We start from the raw sequence: 20,547 nt of genomic DNA on the forward strand, positions 1-20,547 counted from the left end.
AAAGATGCAAAATGCCTGGAACGCATCACCTTGATACATTGTGAACATAAGGGTAAGCCGTATGCCTTAATAGGGCACGTACGGTTTGATAAGGGGGAAGCTACGAAAGTAGTTTCCCTACTTTATTCGATAGAAACCGGTTAAATGTCGATAGAGAGGTTTGTTTTATCGATAGGGAGCGCGTGAATGTCGATAGAGAAGCTTGTTTTATCGATTGGGAACACGCGAAAGTCGATAGAGAAGCTTGTTTTATCGATTGGGAGCACATGAATGTCGATAGAGAGTTTGTTTTATCGATAGGGAGCGGGTGAATGTCGATAGAGAAGCTCGTTTTATCGATAGAGAGCACAGAATTATCGTTAGGAGCATCCCGAATGTCGAATTGCGGCGCAGAATTGTTGATAGAGCACTTTCATTTTTCGGAAAAAACCTTTCGCAACCGCCTTGATATGACAAAATTGTTTTTCAAGTTTGAACATATTAGTAACACTTGGCAATTGGGTACAATAAAGGTATGATATCAATTAAAACTTAAATCAATTCGAAAGGGGTGTGTGGCATGGCAATCCGTACCATAGGGTTTATCGGGTGTGGGAAAATGGCACAATCAATTATTAACGGCATGATTACTTATGGTGGTTATTCGCCCGAACAGGTCAAAGCAACAGCCGTTACAGATAAGACGATTAATTATGTAACGGACCGATTTGGCATTGAAATGGGTCATGATAACAAAAAGATAGCGGCTGAAAGCGATGTGTTATATTTAGCTGTTAAGCCATATGTTTATCCTGATGTTATCGAAGAAGTGCGCTCGCATGTTCGTGAAGACACGATTATCGTCACGATTGCAGTCGGCGTTACGCTTAAAGAGATGGTTAATTTGTTCTCATCAGAAACGAAAGTGGTGCGAACAATGCCCAACACACCTTCTTTCGTTGGTGAAGGTATGACAGCGTATTGTCCAAACGATAACTTAACGGATCAAGAGTTAGAAGACTTGCATAAGCTATTTTCGAGTTATGGAAAGGCTGAGATGGTAAAAGAGGACATGATGAATGCTGTTACTGCTGTTAGTGGGTCATCGCCAGCTTACGTTTATGTATTCATCGAAGCGATGGCTGATGGTGCAGTCAAACAAGGGATTCCAAGAGAATTAGCTTACGAGCTCGCGACACAAGCCGTTTATGGTGCTGCCAAAATGGTGATGGAAACGGGGCTTCATCCTGGCGAGTTAAAAGATCATGTGACAACACCAAATGGCACCACCATCCGCGCATTGGCTTCGTTAGAAAAAGACGGGTTTAGAGGGTCCGTTATTAAAGCGATCGACTCATGTTTTAAAGACTAATGATAATCCCTAAGGCTCTAACCTTAGGGATTTAGTGTTTTTAAGACCGTTTGAGTCATCACTTCAACAGCCTTAGGTATCGCATTATAATCGAATGTCATGTCAGGATGATGTAGTCCAGGTTTGAGGTCACAGCCGATACCTAACATTGTCGCTTTTAAATGAGGCCTTTTAATCGTATAAAAATGAAAATCATCTCCGCCCGTTGTCACGATAGGTTCACTTAAAGCAGTCTCGCCAACAGCTACTTTAATCCCTTCGCTCATTAGCTCAATCGCTTCATCATTCGTCACTGAAGCGGCTACGTTAGCTCCAAGCGCCAACTTAATATCGACCCCATGAAAATTAGCAACTGACTTAGTAGCATCCTGTAATTGTTGATATAGTTCATCCATCGCTTCATTCGTTTGAGCCCTTATATCAACAGAAAACGTCGCACTTCCAGGAATGATATTCACGTTTTTCCCGCCTGCTTCAAATTGGGTCATCTTAATCGAATGCGGAATCATCGGATTTACTCGCATATTCCTAATTAAATTATTCAAATCTGTTGCCACATTAATCGCATTAGCATTTAAATGCGGACGAGCCCCATGAGCATCATCACCTTGAATCGCCCCGTGAACAAACCGTGCAGCCCCGTGCTTAATAACAGGAGAAAACTCGCCACTTGCTAATTCTTCAGCTGGCCTCAAGTGCATACCGTACAAATAATCAACATCATCAACTAACCCTTTTTCAACAAATGTTAATGCGCCGTCACCTTTTTCCTCAGCAGGCTGAAATAAGAATCGAACTGTCCCGTCAAAATCCTTATTTTTCAAAGACAATAACGTCCCTAATGCAATCGTCATATGAGCGTCATGACCACAAGAATGATTGGCTTTGAATTCGCCATCAACACGTTGCCACAACGCATCCATGTCAGCTCTAACAGCTACAATAGGTTTTCCTGAGCCGATTTCAGCGACTAACCCTGGTATATCTGTAAATGTTTGTACTTGAACGCCTTCAGATTCTAATAGACCTTTTATATAATTTGTGGTTTCAAACTCTTCCCAGCTTATTTCAGCATGTGTATGTAAGTGATTAAAAATATCCTGGATTGTTGTCATAGTTGAGTGTCTCCTTTACTGATTTTTTAAAAGATTAGCACACTAAAGCATCTGTTTCAATATTTGAAAAAATTCTTTTATAATAGATTTTATGAGTGAGGGGGATCAACATGAAAGAATATGTTTGGTGGGCATTACCGATGTCATGGCTTTTCGTCATCTTCGGTCTATCAAGTCAGTCATCAGTTGAACAAGAAATGGAGCCATTTCTATCAACCTATTTACCACTTAAAAAACTAGAACCATTCTTAAACAAAATAGAATTTATATATTATGATAGAGTGAGAAGTGTTGAAGCAATGGGACTCGAGTCTTTTGTAGAATTTCTATTTCGAAAGCTCGCTCACTTTGGCGTTTATTTCATATTAGCAGTGCTCATTTTTATTGCAGTACAAAAGACACTACAGTCATCTATCCATGTTCAAATTTTGATCACCTACTTTCTGGTGATTCATTTTGCGATTTCAGATGAACTAAACCAAAGCTTTACGCCTGGCCGAACTCCTTATTATGGAGATGTGGTGATTGATGCGTTTGGGGGATTGGTTGGGGTTTTATGTATTTATTTATTGAAAGTATTTTTTAATAGTCTTAATAAAATTTGAAACTTTATTTTAAAAATTATACCATTAAATCAGCAATATTAGAAAGTGTGGTAATAAAATGACGTATGTAATTGGTATTGATGGTGGTGGAACGAAAACTAAAGCTGTTTTATGTGACCAACATGGGCAAGTTTATGCTTCAATTTCTACTGGACCAAGTAACCCTAATACAGTTAATCAAATAGAGCTTAATCAGACTATTAATATGGTTTTTAAGGAATTAATGGAAGAAGCACCACAACAATTTAATGAATGTCATGTGTGTTTTGCTGGTATGTCTGGTATTGGTGAAGAAAAGAATTATAATCTTCTAGATGGTATATTTACAGACGTATGCAACAAATACAAGATGGATTTTTATATGAATAATGATGCAATTAATGCACTTTATGCTGGTACCCTTGGTGAAGACGGTATAGTTCACATTTCAGGAACAGGATCAATTACCTTGTCTTTACATAATGGAGAAATGAATAGAGTGGGAGGATGGGGTTATTTATTTGATGATTTGGGAAGTGGATATGCAATAGGTAAAGACTGTTTAGCAGCTGTTTTTCATGATTATGATGGAAGAGCTATGCAAACGGGATTAACAAAGAAGGTTCTTAAACTATTTAATTGTAAAGAAGTAAGTGAACTTATTAAAGTTATTTATAATTCTGTTAATGCAAGATTGACTATTGCAAAGGTTAGTAGAGTAGCATTTGAATGTATTGATGAAGGAGATTTTGTTGCAACTCAAATTATACGAAATGCTTCTAGAGAGATTGCTCACTCTATCAATACTCTTATTGAAAAAAATGATAATAACCTTACAACACAGGTTGTGTTATCTGGTGGAATTTTTAACCGAGACGATATCATGATTCCATTTGTAAAAGAATATCTTGCAAGACCGGTAGCATTAAAAACGGTTCAAATTGAGCCAGTTTATGGAGCGGTAGTGGCCGCATTTAGAACAATAGGGGTTCGTTGTGATGAAAATTTTGAATGTACAATCAAAGCATACGAGGAGGGTAACAATGAATAGAATAGATAAGTTAATTGAAAATGCGATAGAAGATAACTTAATTCCAGGAGCCAATATACTCGTTTCAAAAAACGGACAAACTATCTATCGTAATAACTTCGGGTATAGAAGTATTGATCCTAACAAGCAACGTATGAAAGAAAATACGGTTTTTGACATAGCTTCTTTAACAAAAGTAGTAGCTACGTTACCTTCTATTCTTAAACTAATAGATTTAAATGAGATCACTCTTAATTCTCCAGTTGTAAAGTATTTACCTACATACATATATAAAGATACGACTATACAGAGTTTACTAACCCACACATCAGGGTTACCTGCGCATAAACCGTATTTCTTAACCAATTCAAACAGAGATGACATAATACAGAACTTATTAAAAGAAGAAAGAATTTCACAATTAAATGAAAAAGTAATTTATAGTGATTTAAACTACATTCTTTTATCGTTGATTATAGAAAAAGTATCAGACATGAACCTAAACAATTTTGCAGGTAAATTCATTTTTGAACCTCTTAATATGAAACAGACTACGTTCTTACCTCAGTTAGCTAAAGAGTGTTTCGCGGCAACTGAGTTCGATTCTCGCAAGAATCAATTTAAAGTAGGCGAAGTACATGATGAGAATGCGGAGGCTCTAGGTGGCATCAGTGGTCATGCAGGTTTGTTCTCTACTATTGAGGATTTAAGTACGTTTTGTAATATGGTAGAAAACGAGGGTGCCTATAATGGAACAAGAGTACTTTCGTCAAAAATTCTAAGAGAATCAAGAAGAGACTTAACTAAGTTTAGTGATCAGTCAAGAGGTTTGGGTTGGCAATTAAATCGTAATTTAGACTTACAATGTGGCCCTGCATTCTCAGAATATACTTATGGGCACACAGGTTTTACTGGTACTAGTTTGTTTTTTGAACCAACTCAATCATTGTTTGTAATTTTGTTAACAAACAGAGTGCACCTAGGTAGAGAAAAAAGTATAAGTCAACTGAGAAGGGATATTCATAGTGAAATCATAAACTACCTAAAATAAAATTTCAATTAATTAAAAAAATATTGATATTTTATTTTATTTATTTTATTATGTACTTAAGCGCTTACATAAAGAGGGGGAAAAGTATGGGAAAGAAAATATTGTTAATGTTATCAAGCATTGTTTTGTTAACTGTATTGGTAGCATGTAGTGAAGAAGGGGACGGCAAAAATGAAATTGTGTTTAACACAATGGAATTAAGTCCAACGTTTGATGACTATATCAATGGAATGATTGAAGACTTTGAGGCGGAGAATCCTGACATTACAGTGAAGTGGGAAGATGTTCCTGCTGCACAAATTGAGGAAAAAACACTTACCGAAGCTTCAAGTGGAGATATGTCAGATGTTGTTAACTTAAACCCGCGTTTTACAAAGAAACTTGCAGACGTCGGGGCATTACTAGATATGGATGAAGCTGCAAGCGAATTTAAAAATTTATATCCTGAAGGTCTGTGGAACTCAGGTAAAGTGGATGGGGTTTCGTATGCAGTGCCTTGGTATTTCACAACTGGTGGTGTAATCTATAATACTGAAATTCTAGAACAAGCTGGCTTTTCAGAACCACCTGCCACTATTGAAGAAGCATGGGAAATGTCTGAAGTTATATATGAAGAAACTGGAGCTATAGCTGGTGGTTATACTACAACAGCTTGGCAAGATCTATGGGTATTATTCCCAACGTATGGTATTGATTTGGTTACTGAAGATGGAACGCAAGCGGCATTTAATACTGATAAAGCTCTAGAACTTCTGAAAGATCGTAAAGAATACTATGATAAAGGTTTAATTCCAGATGACCTTTTATTAGATAATAGTCTTGCGAAAGAATGGTACGCGGATGAAAAAGCTGCATGGTGGGTATCAGGACCACAGTTATTTAGACAGATTAAAGACTTAAACCCAGAAGTTTATGAAAAATCTAAAGCTGCTCCATTCTTTGTAGGAGACGCAAATAATGTTTATTCTGCTATTCAGAACTTAGTTGTTTCGGAGCAGAGTGACAACCCTGAAGCGGCAGTGAAGTTTGTAGAATTTATTACTAACAAGGAAAATCAACTAGAATTCTCAAAATTAGTACCTATTTTACCTACAAACTCAGAAGCAGCAGAGGACGAATATTTCTTATCTGGTGAGAACTCTGAAGATCCAGAAGAAAAAGGTCTATACTATTCAGCTACAAATATCGATAAAGCAGTTGATATGGCACCACCAATCGGAAATGCTAATGAAATTAATACTATCTTAAACGAACAATATGTAGAAGTGCTTATTAACGATAAAGATCCACAGCAAGCTCTTGATGATGCTGAGGAACAAGTTAATAATTTATTAGCCGAATAATATATAACTAAAAAGGTTATTTGTATTAGACTCTATATGAGTTTTTCTCATATAGAGTCTAAAATTTTAAATGAGGGAGGAGAACAATGTATAAACAAAGGCATGCTTGGTTATTTCTATCGCCTGCAATGATTCTACTATTGGTGTTTAGTATCATCCCAATATTTTGGGTCATATATTTAAGTTTTACAGACTATAACGTTTTCACACCACCTGAATGGGTAGGAGCAGAAAATTATGCGAAGTTAATGGAAGACGGAAAGTTTTGGCAAGCTTTTCGTAATACTTTTTTATACTGGATAATGGTAACACCCGCTATTACAATTCTATCTTTGATATTAGCAGTTTTAGTTAATCAAAAATTAAGGGCTATAAAGGTTTATCGTCTTGCATTTTACTTCCCAGTATTAGTTTCTGTTGTAATAACGGCATTATTATGGAAGTGGATGTTCGCAAGTGATGGTTTATTCAATTACATATTAGGAATATTGAACATTGGCCCAATTCCTTGGTTAACAAGTCCAAGCACGTCAATGATTAGTATTGCGATAGTTACAGTGTGGCAAGGTATTGGATATTTCATGATTATATATCTTGCAGCGCTTCAATCTATATCACCAGATCTATACGAAGCGGCAGAATTAGATGGTGCAGGTTTTTGGAAAAAACACTTATCAATTACAGTTCCACTCCTAAAACCGATTATTTTCTTTGTAACAGTTATTTCTACTATGGGTGCATTTAAGGAATTTACATTAATGTTAGTAATGACTGATGGTGGTCCGTTAAACTCAACGACTACATTAGTATATTTAGTTTATAAAGAAGGTATCGAAAATATAAATATGGGGTATGCGAGTGCAATTGCAACTGTGTTATTTTTAATTATTCTTGTTATAACAATATTTAACATGTTATTACAAGATACAAAGGATGAGACGTAAGGAGGGATTATATATGAATCAACCAGGGTTAGAGCAGTATGAAGTTAAAGTCAAAAGCAATAACAAGAAGAAGTTTATCAAAGTGAAACATAATACGTTCAGTAAATTCGTTTCTTATTTTGTTTTAACATTGTTAGCTGGAATAACTGTTCTTCCATTTATTTGGACGTTATCTACTTCATTAAAAAGTTCGAGTGAACCTGTATTTTCGAATCCACCTAAACTTATACCAGAAGATCTTACAATTCAAAATTTCATTGAAGTATGGAATACACTTCCTATTCCAACCTTCTTATTCAATAGCTTTATCCTAACGTTTTTTGGAGTGCTATTTCCATTGTTATTTGCAAGTTTAGCAGGGTTTGCACTTGGAAGAATTGACTTTAAAGGGAATAAAATAGTTTTTATAGCTATCATTGCAACAATGATGATTCCAGTAGAAGCATCCATGATTCCGATTTATTTAATATTAAATGAGTTTAATCTCATAGGTACTTATACAGGAGTTATATTACCTGGAGCGGTTAATGCCTTTGGTATATTTCTAATGAGACAGGCGTTTAAAAGTATACCTAAAGAAATTGAAGAGTCAGCAATCATGGATGGAGCTAATATATTTCAAATGTGGTGGAGAATATTACTTCCCATGACCAAACCTATGTTAGCGACGCTTGCTATATTGAGCTTTATTGCTGCTTGGAATAATTTCTTGTGGCCATTATTAGTATTAAAAGACTCTAGTATGTATCCTTTAACATTAGGTCTATATAAACTTGAAGGTGCATTTTCTGCTAATACTCGTCAAATTGCTACGGGTACCATTATTGCCTTGATTCCAATTCTAATAGTTTTCTTAGCACTACAGAAACACTTTGTAGATAATTCTTCTTCAGGATCTATAAAAGGTTAGGAGGCTTTATGGAACTAGGATTAGAAATATTCATTGATAAATATATTGATAATTATAAAAAACAAAGAATCGGTCTTGTAACTAATCCGACTGGAGTAAATAGAAAGTTAGAGTCAACCATTGATTTACTAAATGATCGATTGAATCTTACAACATTATTCTCACCTGAGCATGGTATAAGAGCTGATTTAAAAGAAGGAGAAGAGGTCGAAGATAGTATAGATGAAATTACGGGTTTACCAATTTATAGTTTGTATGGAGAAACGAGACGACCAACTTCAAACATGTTAAGTAAAGTCGATGTTGTCATATTCGACATACAGGACATTGGTTCGCGTTACTATACTTATATTTACACACTTGCTTATATTTTAGAAGCTTGTAAAGAGCATAAAAAAGAAGTAATTGTACTTGACCGGCCTAATCCCATAAATGGATTACATGTTGAAGGTAATATCGTAAAAGATTCCTATAAATCATTTGTTGGGTTATACCCACTACCTATACGCCACGGGATGACTGTTGGGGAATTAGCAAGATTGTTTAATAAAGAATTTGATATTAAGTGCTCGTTAACAGTAATACCAATGGAAAATTGGGATCGATCCAAATACTTTGATGAACTAGATTGGCCATGGGTACCGCCTTCACCAAATGTTACAGGGGTTGAAATGCAGTTGCTATACCCAGGAACTTGTTTAATAGAAGGTACTAATCTATCTGAAGCAAGAGGTACTGTAAGACCTTTTGAAATGATAGGTGCTCCATTTATTGATGCTAGGGCAGTAACTAGTAAATTTAATGATTTAAATTTGAGTGGGGTTATCGCCAGGCCTGTAAGTTTTACTCCAACCTATCAAAAGTTTAGTGGCGAGGTTTGTCATGGAATTCAGTTACATGTTTTAGATAGAGATGAAATTAATTCCTTTTATATTGGCGCGCAGCTTATAAATATTATTTATCAAATGTACCCTGCAGATTTTGAGTTTATAAAAGACGAACGTTCAGACCATTATTTCTTCGACTTACTTGCAGGAACTAATGAACTACGTCAAGCAATTGTTGATTCTAATTTGGATGAATATCTAAATGGAATACGTAATGAGTTAGAGGCATTTTTGCCAACTCGTGAAAAGTATCTTATATATAGCTAGGATGATCATATGGATAAACTGACAAAATTAACTACAGAGTCATATAACGAAAAGTCGACTAATTTAGACCAGATGACCACTAGAGAAATTTTAGAATTAATGAATCAAGAAGATCAAGCCATTCCAACGGTTATTCAACATGTCATACCGACTATTGAAAAAGTCGTGACAGCTGTCCAAATAGCTTTTCAAAATGGTGGGCGTCTGTTTTATGTTGGAGCTGGTACGAGTGGTAGAATTGGTCTATTAGATGCGGTTGAGTGCCCGCCAACGTTCAGCTCAAGTCCTGAACATGTGCAGGCTGTATTAGCTGGTGGAGAGCAGGCATTGATGGTTGCAGTTGAAGGCGCGGAAGACGATGAAGATTTAGGTGAATCCGATTTAGTACAGAAACAGGTGAAATCATCGGATGTCGTTGTTGGAATCGCGGCTAGTGGAAGGACCCCATATGTCAAAGGGGCATTAAGATATGCTCAAAAGGTTGGGGCGACAACAGTTAGTTTAACTAGTAATCGAGGTGCCGATATCAGTGAATTTGCTGACTATCCAATTGAAGTTGTAACAGGCCCAGAAGTGTTAACAGGATCTACTCGTTTAAAAGCAGCGACAGCTCATAAGATGGTGTTAAATATGATTTCAACAGCATCTATGGTAAAAGTGGGTAAAGTCTATAAAAACCTAATGGTAGATGTGAATGCTTCAAATTTTAAGCTAAGAGAACGTGCTAAAAATATCGTTTGTGAGGCTACTGGAGTACCGTACGAAGAAGCTACACTTGTTTTAGAAGAAACAGGATATACAGTTAAACCAGCGATTGTCATGTTGTTAGCACAGGTTAATTTTAATGAGGCAACTTTACTATTAGACCAGTCAAATGGGTTTGTGCGTGAAGCAGTTAAACGATCGAAACAGTAAGGAGGGGAGACCCTCCTTATATATTGATTGATTACGAGTCTTCACTTTCATTATAATTAAAGAGTGATATGAAGTTTTTACCTAGAAAGGGGCTAGCTAGTAGATGGGTCAAGTAAAAGCAGGGATTTTCATGCTTAAAGAAATGAAAGATAAACTGCCTCCATCAGAGCGAAAAATAGCGCAATATATATTAGAAAACCCTGAAAAGGCGATTAATATGACAGCGACGGACTTGGGTAAAGAAAGTGAGACAAGCAGTGCAGCTGTTATTCGGCTTTGTAAATCGCTTAACCTTAAAGGTTTTCAAGAGCTGAAAATTCGTATTGTAGGGGATCTTAATAAGAAAGAGGTTATCGAATTTCGGGACATTGAATCTAATGAACCCGTTTCCTCTATTATCGATAAAGTGACGACCAACAGTACTCAAACCATACAAGAAACCGCGGAACTATTGGATAATAATAGTCTAAATGAAGCCGTTAATTTTTTATTAAACGGTAAAAGAGTTCACTTCTTTGGAGTTGGGGCTTCAAGCATCCCTGCCATTGATGCTCATCAAAAGTTTTCTAGAATTAATTATAATGCTTCTGTTTTTACAGATTTACATATGGCGGCAACTGTAGTGGCTAATGCGACAGAAGATGATGTCGTTGTAGGCATATCATTTTCTGGAGAAACTCATGAGGTCGCTAAGGTTTTGGAATTAGCTAATTCTAAGGGTGCAAAAACGATTAGTTTAACTAAGTATGGAAGATCAACAGTAGCTGATCAAGCGGATGTAAGCTTATATACGTCTGCCACTAAAGAGGCAACGTTTCGTAGTGGAGCCACTTCGTCACGCTTAGCGCAATTACATGTGATTGATATACTCTTTATGTGTGTTGCTTCTAGGTCTTATGAACAAACGGTCAATTACTTAGATTCCACTCGTGATGCGATTAAGAACTTAAATCAAAAAGTTAAAAAGAAAAAGTAAATTCCACTTTCCCAGTGCAGGGGAAGTGGAATTTTTCGTAAAAACAGGGGAAGTGTACGCGAAACCGGGAGAAGTGTACGTTAACCGAAGAGAACAATTGATTTCCATTTGAAATAAGTAAAAAGTCAGCTAACCGTGGTCAGCTGATTTTTCTACTTTTTAATCTATAGCTTCTAACAAAAAGTCCGCTAAATGCACAGCTCTAACGAAGTCCGTCTTGCCTTCACGTTCAATTCCTAATTTAATCTGAATTAAACAGCCGGGGTTAGAGGTGACAATTGTTTGGGCGTGTGTTTGGTCGATCTTTTCCATTTTACCATCGAGTATTTGCATGGACATCTCTGGCTGAGTGATATTATAAATTCCTGCTGATCCACAACAAGAATCAGCTTGTTGCATTTCAACGTAGTTAACGCCTTCAACTGCTTGAATAAGTTCTCGTGGCTCTTTGTAAACCCTCATCACATTTCGTAGGTGACAAGAATCTTGATAAGTAACTGTTTGAGTGGGTAGCTTAAAATTATGTGTTTCTATTAAATTAAGTCTCGTTAAAATGGTTGAGAAATCAACTATTTTTTCAACAAAATGTTTTGCTCGCGTTGCCCAAGCTGGGTCACCCTTGAGTAAGTGGTCATAATCGTGTAAGAATGCCCCGCAACCACCCGCATTCGTAATAATAAAATCACAATCTATGGATTCGAACGCTTCGACGTTTTGCTTAGCAAGCTGAACCGCACCTTGTTGTTCACCACTATGTCCATGAAGAGCGCCACAACAGCTTTGTGTATCAGGTATGACAACATCACAACCAGCTTTATTCAATAGCTTGATGGTTGACTGGTTCGTCTCCTTAAACATTGTATCCATGAGGCACCCTTTAAACATGGCAACTGTTGCTTTAGTTCCGCTTTCAGCTTTAAAAATAGCCTCGACATTTTTTGATTTGGTGACTTTAGGCAGAGCTCGTTCCATTTGTTGCATGTGCTTTGGAAGTAGCTTCATGAACCCTAGCTTTCTAGTTGTTTTTTGTAGACCTGATCTTTGATAGAATCCGAGTAGACTTGTCGCTTGTTCCATTCGTTTCTGGTTAGGGAAAAGGTGAGTAAATACTGTTTTACGAACAGCCTTTTCTTTAATTGAATGATTTTTTTGCTCGTTAAAAATGGCACGTGATTCTTCAAGTAATTGTCCATAATTAACTCCAGCTGGACATGCGGGCTCACACGCACGACAACCTAAACACACATTCAACGATTCTTCTACTTCTTCATATGATTCGATCTCTCCATCACGAACTGCTTTCATCAGAGCGATTCGGCCTCTTGGGGAATGGACTTCGTTCTTTGTTTCGACATAGGTCGGGCATGCGGGTAAGCAGAATCCGCATCGCATACAATTAAGAAGTTCATTTTCTTTAATTCGTTCTTCAAATTCTCTTTGAATCGTCTTCATATTTAACACCTCAAACTATCAATCGTTTTCGGGTTTCTTTCGCAAACATTTTTCCGGGATTCATAATATTCTCGGGATCAAATGCTGCTTTTAAGTTTTTCATTACCTCTAAACCTGCCTCGCCAACTTTCCAGGCTAAATATGGCGATTTCATTTCCCCAACACCATGTTCGCCTGTAATCGTTCCACCAAACTCAATTGCGTAAGCAAAGATCTCTTCAAAAGCTTTTTCGACGCGCTCCATTTCAGTTTTGTTGCGAGCATCCGTCATGCAGGTAGGATGAAGATTCCCATCACCGGCATGCCCAAAAGTAGCAATCTTAACAGCGTGTTTTTTAGCTATTTCATTTATTTTTCTTACCATAGGTGCAATTTCTGACCTGGGTACCGTCGCATCTTCTAATATAGTAGTTGGACTTAATCTAGCAATAGCTGATAAAGCTGCTCTACGTCCTTCTCTTAGACGGTCAGCTTCTTCCTCTGATTGTGCTATTTGTACGTTGATGGCGCCCTCATTTTTACAAAGTGAAGCTATTTGTTCGATATCGTTTGTTACGATTGATGGTGGGCCATCTTGTTCAATCAATAAGACAGCTTCAGCATCTGTTGGTAGTCCAAGCTTTGAATATTCTTCAACAGCGTGAATCGTTGCTTGATCCATAAATTCTAGTGTGGCGGGTGTCATTTTATGAGCAATAATGCTAGAGACCGTCTTAGATGCTTGATCAATAGATTCATAGATGGCGAGTAGCGTTTGTTTAGCCTCTGGTTTTGGTATCAGTTTTAAAGTCGCTTCAGTTATAATCCCAAGCGTTCCTTCTGAACCGACCAATAATTTTGTTAAGTCATATCCTGCGACATCTTTTGCAAGCTTTCCACCAGTACGAATGACCTCTCCGTTTGGTAAAACGACTTCTAGGGCCAATATGTAATCTTTCGTAACGCCGTACTTTAAACCACGAAGTCCACCTGAATTCTCATTGATGTTCCCACCGATCGTTGATATTTTCATAGAGCTTGGGTCTGGCGGATAAAAAAGCCCCTTTGCTTCAACGGTGTCACAGATCGTTTTCGTAATAACTCCAGGTTGCACGGTAATCGTTAGATTCTCTTCATCTATTTCTAAAATTTGATCCATTCTATGAAATAAAATGACGAGGCCACCTTGTGTCGGTGTGGTACCTGCAGCTAGATTTGTTCCTGAACCACGAGGAACGATCGGTACTTTATGTTCTTTACATAGTTTAACGATTTGTGATATTTCTTCTGTATTTTTTGGACTTGTAACCACATCAGGCTTACTCTGGAAATTAGGTGTTGCATCATAAGAGTAAGCTATAAGTCCACTTTCTCTTTGTTCGACATGTGATTCTCCAACAATGTCTATTAAACTTTTAATAAAAGAATCACTAACCATGAACAACTCTCCCTTTATTAATCTTATATTTTATTATAATATGAATGTAGATGTAATGAAATAATATTACGAAAATAGTTATAATTATTTAAAATAAAAGTTCAAAGGTGATTCGATGAAAATACTAATTAAGAACGTTAATGTATATACAGAGTATCATGTTATTCGAAATAGTTCTCTCTTAATCGAGGATGGAATCATCAAAAGCATTGGGGAAACTAATAGCGACGGTCAAACGCTTAATGGAGAAGGGTTAAATTTAATTCCAGGCTTTATTGATGGTCACATTCATGGTGCTGGTGGGGCAGACGTGATGGATGATTCGAGTAATGCGATTCATAAAATAGCAGAAACCATCACGAAAGAAGGGGTTACATCCTTTTTGCCTACGACAATTACTAGTGAACACAAGGCAATCGAGCAAGTGCTAGATGTTATAAGTCATTTAGATGATCACCGTGGTGCAGAGATATTAGGGATTCATCTTGAGGGTCCATTTGTGGAGAAGAAAAAAGCAGGCGCACAACCTAAAGAACATATTGTTGAACCTGACGTAAACCTGATGCAAAGATGGGTCGAGTTATCGAATGACATGATAAAGGTTGTGACACTTGCGCCCGAATTGGATGCAGAAGGTCAACTGACTCAATTTCTAAAAGAAAAGGGTATTATAGCTTCAGCAGGGCATACGGATGCAAGCTCATCTGACATAAAAGAAGCGGTTAAAAGAGGTGTTAGCCAAATGACGCATCTTTGTAATGCGATGAATGGAATTCACCACCGTGATGTTGGAGCAGTGGGGGCAGCAATGCTGATGAATGAATTAAAGAGTGAACTAATTGCTGATAGAATCCATGTGAGTGATGATATGCTTCAGTTAATATTTAATACAATCGGGTCTGAACGGTTGATTTTAATTACTGATGCTATGCGAGCAAAAGGAATGACAGATGGATCATATACACTTGGTGGGCAGGAAGTGACGGTAAAAGAGGGTAAGGCAACGCTTAATGATGGGACCTTAGCTGGCAGTGTCTTGACGATGGACCAAGCAGCGAGAAATATGAAAGAAGTAGCGGGGGCAAGCTTTAGAGAAATCATACAAATGACGGCCGTGAATCCAGCCAAGCAATTAGGAGTTTTTAACCGAAAAGGGAGTATAGAAGTGGGAAAAGATGCAGATTTAATATTAGTAGATGCAGATTTTAATGTGCACAAAACCTTTTGCCGAGGTGTTTTATATGAATAAATTGAGTGGAATGAAAACGTATAAGGTTCAATCCTATGAAGAGTTAAGTGAAATGGCTGCTCAATTAATTAAACGTAAAGTAGCAGAGAAACCAGATGCGGTTTTAGGCTTGGCAACCGGCAGTACGCCAACTGGCATGTACGAACGACTAGTTAATGAATATAAGCAAGGCGACCTTAGTTTTGAAAAAGTAAAAACGTTTAATTTAGATGAGTATGTTGGAATCAATCGAAGTCATCCTCAAAGCTATTATCAATTTATGCAACATCACCTGTTTAAGTCGATTGATGTAAAAGAGGAGAATATTTATATTCCAAATGGGTTTGCAGATAATCCTTTGAGAGAATGCGAAAGGTATGATCAAAAGTTAAAAGAAAGCGGTCCAGTTGATTTACAAGTGTTGGGGTTAGGTGTGAATGGTCATATAGGATTTAATGAGCCAGGAACGAGCTTTCAATCTCGTACGCATGTCATTAAGTTAACTGATTCCACTCGAGAGGCAAACGCTCGATTTTTTAAATCAAAAGAAGACGTGCCAACTCATGCGATTACCATGGGAATTGAGAATATTATGGAGAGTCGAGAAATCTTATTGCTGGCTTATGGTGAAAATAAGAAGCCTGCAATCAAAAGGTTGTTAGAAGGGGAAGTGAGTGAAGAATTCCCAGCAAGCATACTAACTCAACATCCTAATGTGAGAGTCATTTATGGTTGGTGAAAAGACTGCAACTGAGATATGAAGAGAAAAAGCGACAATAGGAAGAGCATTGAATGTAAATCATTAGCCATAAATAACACAACATGGTTGGTAGGTATTAGCGTAGTCAAAATGCAAGACTCCAGCAGGAACAGCACGAGATGAAAATCACGTCAAACGAACGACAGTGAGTTTGGGGAAGTTGAAGCCGTGCCTGCGGAAAGCGAAGCATTTTGATGTAGCGACATAGAAAAGCCGAACTTTAGTTGTTAAAGGTACAACCTAGAGTTCGGCTCTTTTGTAAGGTGTTATGTCTTCTAAACTTCCTGTGTTTCTTCTTTTACCTGACCTTGATAATCAATTCGTTCTTCTGTGTCGACATCAAAGAAGTGTGCTTTATTCATATCAACGCCGAGTGTAATCGACTGGCCAGCTTCTACATTGGAACGAGCATCCACACGGGCTGTGAAGTCTTGATCACCAATTTTCGAGTATAGATATGATTCAGAACCCATTAATTCAGCTACATCAATCATTGCTTCGAATGTTGCGCCTTCAGCTGTTTGTAAAAAGGCAGGTTCGTCATGTAAGTCTTCAGGGCGAATGCCTAATAGAACTTCTTTCCCTACATAATCTAGGTCACGTAACACTTTCATACGTCCTTCAGGAATTGAGATGTCATGACCTTCAATCGTAATAGAATTCTCATTTAATATCCCTTTTAAGAAGTTCATGGCTGGTGAACCAATAAAACCACCAACGAAGACGTTATTTGGCTTATCGTAAACTTCTTTTGGTGAACCAACTTGCTGTACGACGCCGTCTTTCATCACAACAAGGCGAGTCGCCATAGTCATCGCTTCTGTTTGGTCGTGTGTAACATAAATAGTCGTTGTTTGTAGACGCTGGTGAAGCTTTTGAATCTCCGCACGCATTTGTACACGTAACTTAGCATCTAAGTTTGATAAGGGTTCATCCATTAAGAATACTTTAGCGTCTCGAACAATTGCACGACCCAATGCAACACGTTGACGTTGACCACCTGATAAAGCTTTTGGTTTACGGTCTAGAAGCTCTTCTAAACCTAAAATTTCTGCCGCTTTTTGCACGCGTTCTTTAATTTCTTTTTTATTGACTTTACGAAGCTTTAAACTAAACGCCATGTTGTCATACACGTTCATATGTGGGTAAAGAGCATAGTTTTGGAAAACCATTGCAATATCGCGGTTTTTAGGTGCGACATCGTTCATTAATTCATTATCAATATAGAATTCACCTGATGAAATTTCTTCTAAACCAGCGATCATTCTAAGAGTAGTCGATTTACCGCAACCAGATGGACCGACGAATACGATAAATTCCTTGTCCTGGATATGTAAGTTGAAGTCTTGTACAGCATGTACGTCTTTATCATAGATTTTATTAATGTTTTCTAAACGTAATTCAGCCATTTGAATTCCCCCAATTTAAAAGTGTCAACTTAAGTTTATGCTTTAAGTAAACGTTTTCATATAGAAGGATTGCACAAAAAATTCAGATACTTTTGTGCATGTCTATGATTCTATTAATTGGATGGCTAAGTAGACGTCCAACATATCCTTGAAATCTTTTATATCTTTGTTAGTCAAATCTTGAAATTTTTCAATTCGATATTGAACACTGTTTCTGTGCATATATAGTGTTTTTGCAGCTGCGCTCACGTTGCCATGGTGTTCAATAACGGTCTTGATTGTTTTGATTAAATCAGGTTCATTTATACTGTCGCGTAAGATTGATTGTGTAAAATAATGACGTTCTTCGCCTGTGTATTTTTGAGGTAGAAGAAGAAAGAGAGCATCTTCTTGGTAAACGAGTCGCTTAGATGTGTAGTCTAATATTTGTTCAGCTATTTGAGTAAACCATTTATAAAAACGAGGCGCTTCTTCTACATTTTCTAATGAGTTACCGACTACTAACTTAATATTTAAATCTAGATCATCACTCATGACATCAATGATTTCTTCAAAAGGAATCGGCTCGCTATCTAAATCTTCGAGTAAGACAAGTTGATGAGAATGATGCCAAAAGAATAAGACACGCTTATTTAAAATTAAAGAAATAGACTCTTTTAATGATTTAGCATCGTAATTTTGATTCTGTAAGTTCATAACAATGAATCGAAAGTGGTTATAAGAGCCAGGAGCTTTTTCAGTTTCTACATTTAAAAACTTAAGCCAGTTTTTTTCTTCCTGTGTATGTAAAATTTCATCGTCTGAAAAAGCTTGAATAAGTTGCTTTTGTTCATAGTTAAGTTCTTGTTCAGGAATCGCATAAAGCTGTCCTTTGACACGAAATGTGAAAAAGCTTTCATCTTCCGACTGAACTCTACTAAGATTCGGGAATAACTGTTTTAACTTCTGAAAATCCATAGATAGACTCCTTTTGCGAGTACTTTAAGTCTATTATATCAGACAAAATTAATTGTTAAATTATTAAAAGGATAATTAGGTTTTGTGAATTTGAGTGATGAATTAAGAGTGAATAGAAATTGGGAGTTATAATTGTGAGGAGCGAAGGTGGCGACTCCAGCAGGAACAGCACGAGCTGAGAATCCCGTCAAACGAACGGAAGTGAGTTTGGGGAAGTTGAAGCCGTGCCTGCGGAAAGCGTCCACCGATAGCGAATCAGAATATTAATATAAAAAACCAACCGAACGAATTCGGTTGGCTTAATTTAGTCAAACATTTCCTTATTTCTGAGTTTAATAATTCGATAAATATGACTTACAATAACTTTACCAACAGCATAAGTTGGCACAGCGATAATCATCGCTACAATCCCACCAAATTTTCCTGCGAATAATAATAGGAAAATAATCGTGATCGGGTGGACGTTTAACTTTTTACCCATAACTTGAGGAGAAATCAAGTTACTTTCGATTTGTTGAACAATGACCGCAACCACAACAACTAAAAGAGCTTGTAATGGTGATTCAAATAGTCCAACAATAACCCCAGGTGCTGTACCAATCCAAGGACCGATGAACGGGATAAAGTTCGTAAACAAAGCGATAAACGCTAAGATTAAGGCAAAACGAAGGTCGATAATCAAGTACCCAATGTAAATCAACACCCCAACACAGATACTCACGATAATCTGACCTTGGATGTAGTTACTTAATGCATCATCCATTTCATCTAAAATTTCGCCAACTTCATATTTATATTTTTTAGGTAGAAATCCTATAATTCGTTTCGGTAAACGTTCGCCGTCTTTAAGTAAATAAAATAAAACAAACGGTACAACGATTAAGACAATTAATATATTTGCTAAGACACCTATGTATGTCGTGATGTGACTGGCTACATTGGAAGCGATCTCTGTTAAACGCCCTTCGATACCTTCTAGCCATTCCGTAATAGCTTGCTGATCCGGGGAAATTCTATTAAACCATTCACTATTTTGTACGGCAAGTAAAAATTGGTTCGCATCATCAATAAAGGTTGGGACTTGTTCTGCGAAGTTTTCAATCTGTTTTTGAAGCTCCGGATAGACTAACATCGTCAAACCAACAATTAATCCAATTCCTGTTAAAAAAACGATTAGCACTGCAACTGGACGAGGCATTTTATTATCTAGTAAATCCACGACAGGTCGTGTTAAATAATATAGAATACCCGCAATAATGAGTGGTGTGAAGATCGTTTGAGCTAAAACAAATATTGGCGCGAAAATAAACTGTATTTTAGTCGATAAAAAGATGATTAGCATGATGATAATAATGGCATAACCGACTCGAAACCATTTTCCATTAGGCACGTATTCACCAACTCTCTTAAAACATTTATCTCAATTGTATTATAGTAAAATTTTCTAGTCTACTTATTTATGTTTCTAGTTTTACCAAAATGATAGGAATTAAACATAAAGAAACCGTGAACTATAATGCTCACGGTTGATGGTGTTTATAAATTTGGTCGTTGTACATCAATAAAATTTCTAATCTCCCGTTTGCTGACACCCATCTCTTTAGCTTTTCTCATTAATAAAACCCATTCTCGATCCAGTTGCTTTTCAGTCGCCTTCTGATAATGTGTCATAATTACCATACTTCCTCCCCCAACAGATGAGGCAGCTGTGCTATCTTAGGTTCCACCCCTTAGACCACTCGCTTTGCGCCCCTTTTTTTCAAAAGGTTTGCCCTTAAACTGCATCGAACTTTTATTCTTAATTTAATTGTATAAGCTTTTTAGGGGAGTGTCAAAAAGTTTGTGTAAATGACGACGTTCCATCTGTATTAAGTTAGCTGCATTATTTATATGATCGACCTTTAGGTCGTAATGGTGGCTTCTTCTTCAGTTGCCAACCCAGCAGCTTGTT

General features: G+C 37.1%; 20 protein-coding genes and 1 riboswitch. Of the genes, 13 read left to right on the forward strand and 7 right to left on the reverse strand.

The features are described 5' to 3' along the window. Positions 1–182: 182 nt before the first annotated feature. Positions 183–311, forward strand: coding sequence for a hypothetical protein (locus ACTWQB_RS15570; RefSeq protein ID WP_443140102.1), 129 nt, complete (start codon positions 183–185; stop codon positions 309–311). Positions 312–559: 248 nt separating this feature from the next. After that, positions 560–1,351 carry a pyrroline-5-carboxylate reductase gene (proC, locus tag ACTWQB_RS15575; RefSeq protein WP_443140103.1) on the forward strand — a complete coding sequence of 264 codons (792 nt, stop codon included), beginning with the start codon at positions 560–562 and terminating at the stop codon, positions 1,349–1,351. 23 nt (positions 1,352–1,374) lie between these two features. Here the strand turns inward: proC and ACTWQB_RS15580 are convergent, their stop codons facing one another. Continuing rightward, the gene (locus ACTWQB_RS15580; protein ID WP_443140104.1) at positions 1,375–2,466 is read right to left on the reverse strand and encodes a M20 peptidase aminoacylase family protein; all 1,092 of its coding nucleotides are present in this window, start codon (positions 2,464–2,466) and stop codon (positions 1,375–1,377) included. Positions 2,467–2,576: 110 nt separating this feature from the next. Here ACTWQB_RS15580 and ACTWQB_RS15585 point away from each other — a divergent pair, with 110 nt between their 5' ends. The 9 genes from ACTWQB_RS15585 (at position 2,577) to ACTWQB_RS15625 (ending at position 11,373) form a co-directional block, all read left to right on the forward strand. After that, positions 2,577–3,071, forward strand: a complete 495-nt coding sequence (locus ACTWQB_RS15585; protein WP_443140105.1) for a VanZ family protein — start codon at positions 2,577–2,579, stop codon at positions 3,069–3,071. 58 nt (positions 3,072–3,129) lie between these two features. Next, the gene (locus ACTWQB_RS15590; protein WP_443140106.1) at positions 3,130–4,101 is read left to right on the forward strand and encodes an N-acetylglucosamine kinase; all 972 of its coding nucleotides are present in this window, start codon (positions 3,130–3,132) and stop codon (positions 4,099–4,101) included. Next, entirely contained in the window at positions 4,094–5,131 is a 1,038-nt protein-coding gene (locus ACTWQB_RS15595) for a serine hydrolase domain-containing protein (protein WP_443140107.1), read from the forward strand. Before ACTWQB_RS15590 ends, ACTWQB_RS15595 begins: the two co-directional genes overlap by 8 nt. Before the next feature lie 86 nt (positions 5,132–5,217). Beyond that, positions 5,218–6,474, forward strand: a complete 1,257-nt coding sequence (locus ACTWQB_RS15600; RefSeq protein ID WP_443140108.1) for an ABC transporter substrate-binding protein — start codon at positions 5,218–5,220, stop codon at positions 6,472–6,474. Between the two features lie 86 nt (positions 6,475–6,560). Next, positions 6,561–7,418 carry a carbohydrate ABC transporter permease gene (locus ACTWQB_RS15605; protein WP_443140109.1) on the forward strand — a complete coding sequence of 286 codons (858 nt, stop codon included), beginning with the start codon at positions 6,561–6,563 and terminating at the stop codon, positions 7,416–7,418. A gap of 13 nt (positions 7,419–7,431) precedes the next feature. Beyond that, positions 7,432–8,328 carry a carbohydrate ABC transporter permease gene (locus ACTWQB_RS15610; protein ID WP_443140110.1) on the forward strand — a complete coding sequence of 299 codons (897 nt, stop codon included), beginning with the start codon at positions 7,432–7,434 and terminating at the stop codon, positions 8,326–8,328. A gap of 8 nt (positions 8,329–8,336) precedes the next feature. Beyond that, the gene (locus tag ACTWQB_RS15615) at positions 8,337–9,482 is read left to right on the forward strand and encodes an exo-beta-N-acetylmuramidase NamZ family protein (RefSeq protein ID WP_443140111.1); all 1,146 of its coding nucleotides are present in this window, start codon (positions 8,337–8,339) and stop codon (positions 9,480–9,482) included. Positions 9,483–9,491: 9 nt separating this feature from the next. Then, positions 9,492–10,397, forward strand: coding sequence for an N-acetylmuramic acid 6-phosphate etherase (gene murQ, locus ACTWQB_RS15620; RefSeq protein ID WP_443140112.1), 906 nt, complete (start codon positions 9,492–9,494; stop codon positions 10,395–10,397). Positions 10,398–10,500: 103 nt separating this feature from the next. Beyond that, positions 10,501–11,373: a MurR/RpiR family transcriptional regulator gene (locus tag ACTWQB_RS15625; RefSeq protein ID WP_443140113.1), complete on the forward strand. Its 873-nt coding sequence runs from the start codon at positions 10,501–10,503 to the stop codon at positions 11,371–11,373. 159 nt (positions 11,374–11,532) lie between these two features. On the opposite strand, the gene ACTWQB_RS15630 is transcribed toward ACTWQB_RS15625, so the two are convergent. Both ACTWQB_RS15630 and glcD read right to left on the reverse strand, forming a co-directional pair. Beyond that, positions 11,533–12,825 (reverse strand): (Fe-S)-binding protein, encoded by a 1,293-nt coding sequence (locus ACTWQB_RS15630; RefSeq protein ID WP_443140114.1) that lies wholly within the window; start codon positions 12,823–12,825, stop codon positions 11,533–11,535. Between the two features lie 10 nt (positions 12,826–12,835). After that, the gene (gene glcD / locus ACTWQB_RS15635) at positions 12,836–14,242 is read right to left on the reverse strand and encodes a glycolate oxidase subunit GlcD (protein WP_443140115.1); all 1,407 of its coding nucleotides are present in this window, start codon (positions 14,240–14,242) and stop codon (positions 12,836–12,838) included. Positions 14,243–14,357: 115 nt separating this feature from the next. Between glcD and nagA the strand changes: the two genes are divergently transcribed. Continuing rightward, entirely contained in the window at positions 14,358–15,491 is a 1,134-nt protein-coding gene (gene nagA / locus ACTWQB_RS15640; protein WP_443140116.1) for an N-acetylglucosamine-6-phosphate deacetylase, read from the forward strand. Positions 15,492–15,501: 10 nt separating this feature from the next. Continuing rightward, positions 15,502–16,209: a glucosamine-6-phosphate deaminase gene (gene nagB / locus ACTWQB_RS15645; RefSeq protein ID WP_443140121.1), complete on the forward strand. Its 708-nt coding sequence runs from the start codon at positions 15,502–15,504 to the stop codon at positions 16,207–16,209. Positions 16,210–16,505: 296 nt separating this feature from the next. Here the strand turns inward: nagB and ACTWQB_RS15650 are convergent, their stop codons facing one another. The 4 genes from ACTWQB_RS15650 to ACTWQB_RS15665 all read right to left on the reverse strand — a co-directional run bounded on the left by ACTWQB_RS15650 (position 16,506) and on the right by ACTWQB_RS15665 (position 20,276). Beyond that, a complete protein-coding gene (locus ACTWQB_RS15650) occupies positions 16,506–17,639 on the reverse strand; it encodes an ABC transporter ATP-binding protein (protein WP_443140117.1) in 1,134 nt (377 codons plus the stop codon). 102 nt (positions 17,640–17,741) lie between these two features. Continuing rightward, entirely contained in the window at positions 17,742–18,596 is an 855-nt protein-coding gene (locus ACTWQB_RS15655; protein WP_443140118.1) for a PucR family transcriptional regulator, read from the reverse strand. A gap of 304 nt (positions 18,597–18,900) precedes the next feature. Continuing rightward, positions 18,901–19,986, reverse strand: a complete 1,086-nt coding sequence (locus ACTWQB_RS15660; RefSeq protein ID WP_443140119.1) for an AI-2E family transporter — start codon at positions 19,984–19,986, stop codon at positions 18,901–18,903. Between the two features lie 146 nt (positions 19,987–20,132). Beyond that, on the reverse strand, positions 20,133–20,276 hold the full coding sequence (locus ACTWQB_RS15665; RefSeq protein ID WP_443140120.1) for an anti-repressor SinI family protein: 144 nt from the start codon (positions 20,274–20,276) through the stop codon (positions 20,133–20,135). 18 nt (positions 20,277–20,294) lie between these two features. After that, positions 20,295–20,379, reverse strand: a riboswitch (cyclic di-GMP riboswitch). Between the last annotated feature and the right edge of the window lie 168 nt (positions 20,380–20,547).

The organism is Piscibacillus sp. B03, from assembly GCF_052246295.1.
GTDB lineage: Bacteria > Bacillota > Bacilli > Bacillales > Alkalibacillaceae > Piscibacillus.

Excerpts from the sequence above, each read along its gene's own strand:
- proC (WP_443140103.1), top strand. The coding sequence starts at position 560 with ATGGCAATCCGTACCATAGGGTTTATCGGGTGTGGGAAAATGGCACAA.
- ACTWQB_RS15580 (WP_443140104.1), bottom strand. The coding sequence starts at position 2,466 with ATGACAACAATCCAGGATATTTTTAATCACTTACATACACATGCTGAA.
- ACTWQB_RS15585 (WP_443140105.1), top strand. The coding sequence starts at position 2,577 with ATGAAAGAATATGTTTGGTGGGCATTACCGATGTCATGGCTTTTCGTC.
- ACTWQB_RS15590 (WP_443140106.1), top strand. The coding sequence starts at position 3,130 with ATGACGTATGTAATTGGTATTGATGGTGGTGGAACGAAAACTAAAGCT.
- ACTWQB_RS15595 (WP_443140107.1), top strand. The coding sequence starts at position 4,094 with ATGAATAGAATAGATAAGTTAATTGAAAATGCGATAGAAGATAACTTA.
- ACTWQB_RS15600 (WP_443140108.1), top strand. The coding sequence starts at position 5,218 with ATGGGAAAGAAAATATTGTTAATGTTATCAAGCATTGTTTTGTTAACT.
- ACTWQB_RS15605 (WP_443140109.1), top strand. The coding sequence starts at position 6,561 with ATGTATAAACAAAGGCATGCTTGGTTATTTCTATCGCCTGCAATGATT.
- ACTWQB_RS15610 (WP_443140110.1), top strand. The coding sequence starts at position 7,432 with ATGAATCAACCAGGGTTAGAGCAGTATGAAGTTAAAGTCAAAAGCAAT.
- ACTWQB_RS15615 (WP_443140111.1), top strand. The coding sequence starts at position 8,337 with ATGGAACTAGGATTAGAAATATTCATTGATAAATATATTGATAATTAT.
- murQ (WP_443140112.1), top strand. The coding sequence starts at position 9,492 with ATGGATAAACTGACAAAATTAACTACAGAGTCATATAACGAAAAGTCG.
- ACTWQB_RS15625 (WP_443140113.1), top strand. The coding sequence starts at position 10,501 with ATGGGTCAAGTAAAAGCAGGGATTTTCATGCTTAAAGAAATGAAAGAT.
- ACTWQB_RS15630 (WP_443140114.1), bottom strand. The coding sequence starts at position 12,825 with ATGAAGACGATTCAAAGAGAATTTGAAGAACGAATTAAAGAAAATGAA.
- glcD (WP_443140115.1), bottom strand. The coding sequence starts at position 14,242 with ATGGTTAGTGATTCTTTTATTAAAAGTTTAATAGACATTGTTGGAGAA.
- nagA (WP_443140116.1), top strand. The coding sequence starts at position 14,358 with ATGAAAATACTAATTAAGAACGTTAATGTATATACAGAGTATCATGTT.
- nagB (WP_443140121.1), top strand. The coding sequence starts at position 15,502 with ATGAAAACGTATAAGGTTCAATCCTATGAAGAGTTAAGTGAAATGGCT.
- ACTWQB_RS15650 (WP_443140117.1), bottom strand. The coding sequence starts at position 17,639 with ATGGCTGAATTACGTTTAGAAAACATTAATAAAATCTATGATAAAGAC.
- ACTWQB_RS15655 (WP_443140118.1), bottom strand. The coding sequence starts at position 18,596 with ATGGATTTTCAGAAGTTAAAACAGTTATTCCCGAATCTTAGTAGAGTT.
- ACTWQB_RS15665 (WP_443140120.1), bottom strand. The coding sequence starts at position 20,276 with ATGGTAATTATGACACATTATCAGAAGGCGACTGAAAAGCAACTGGAT.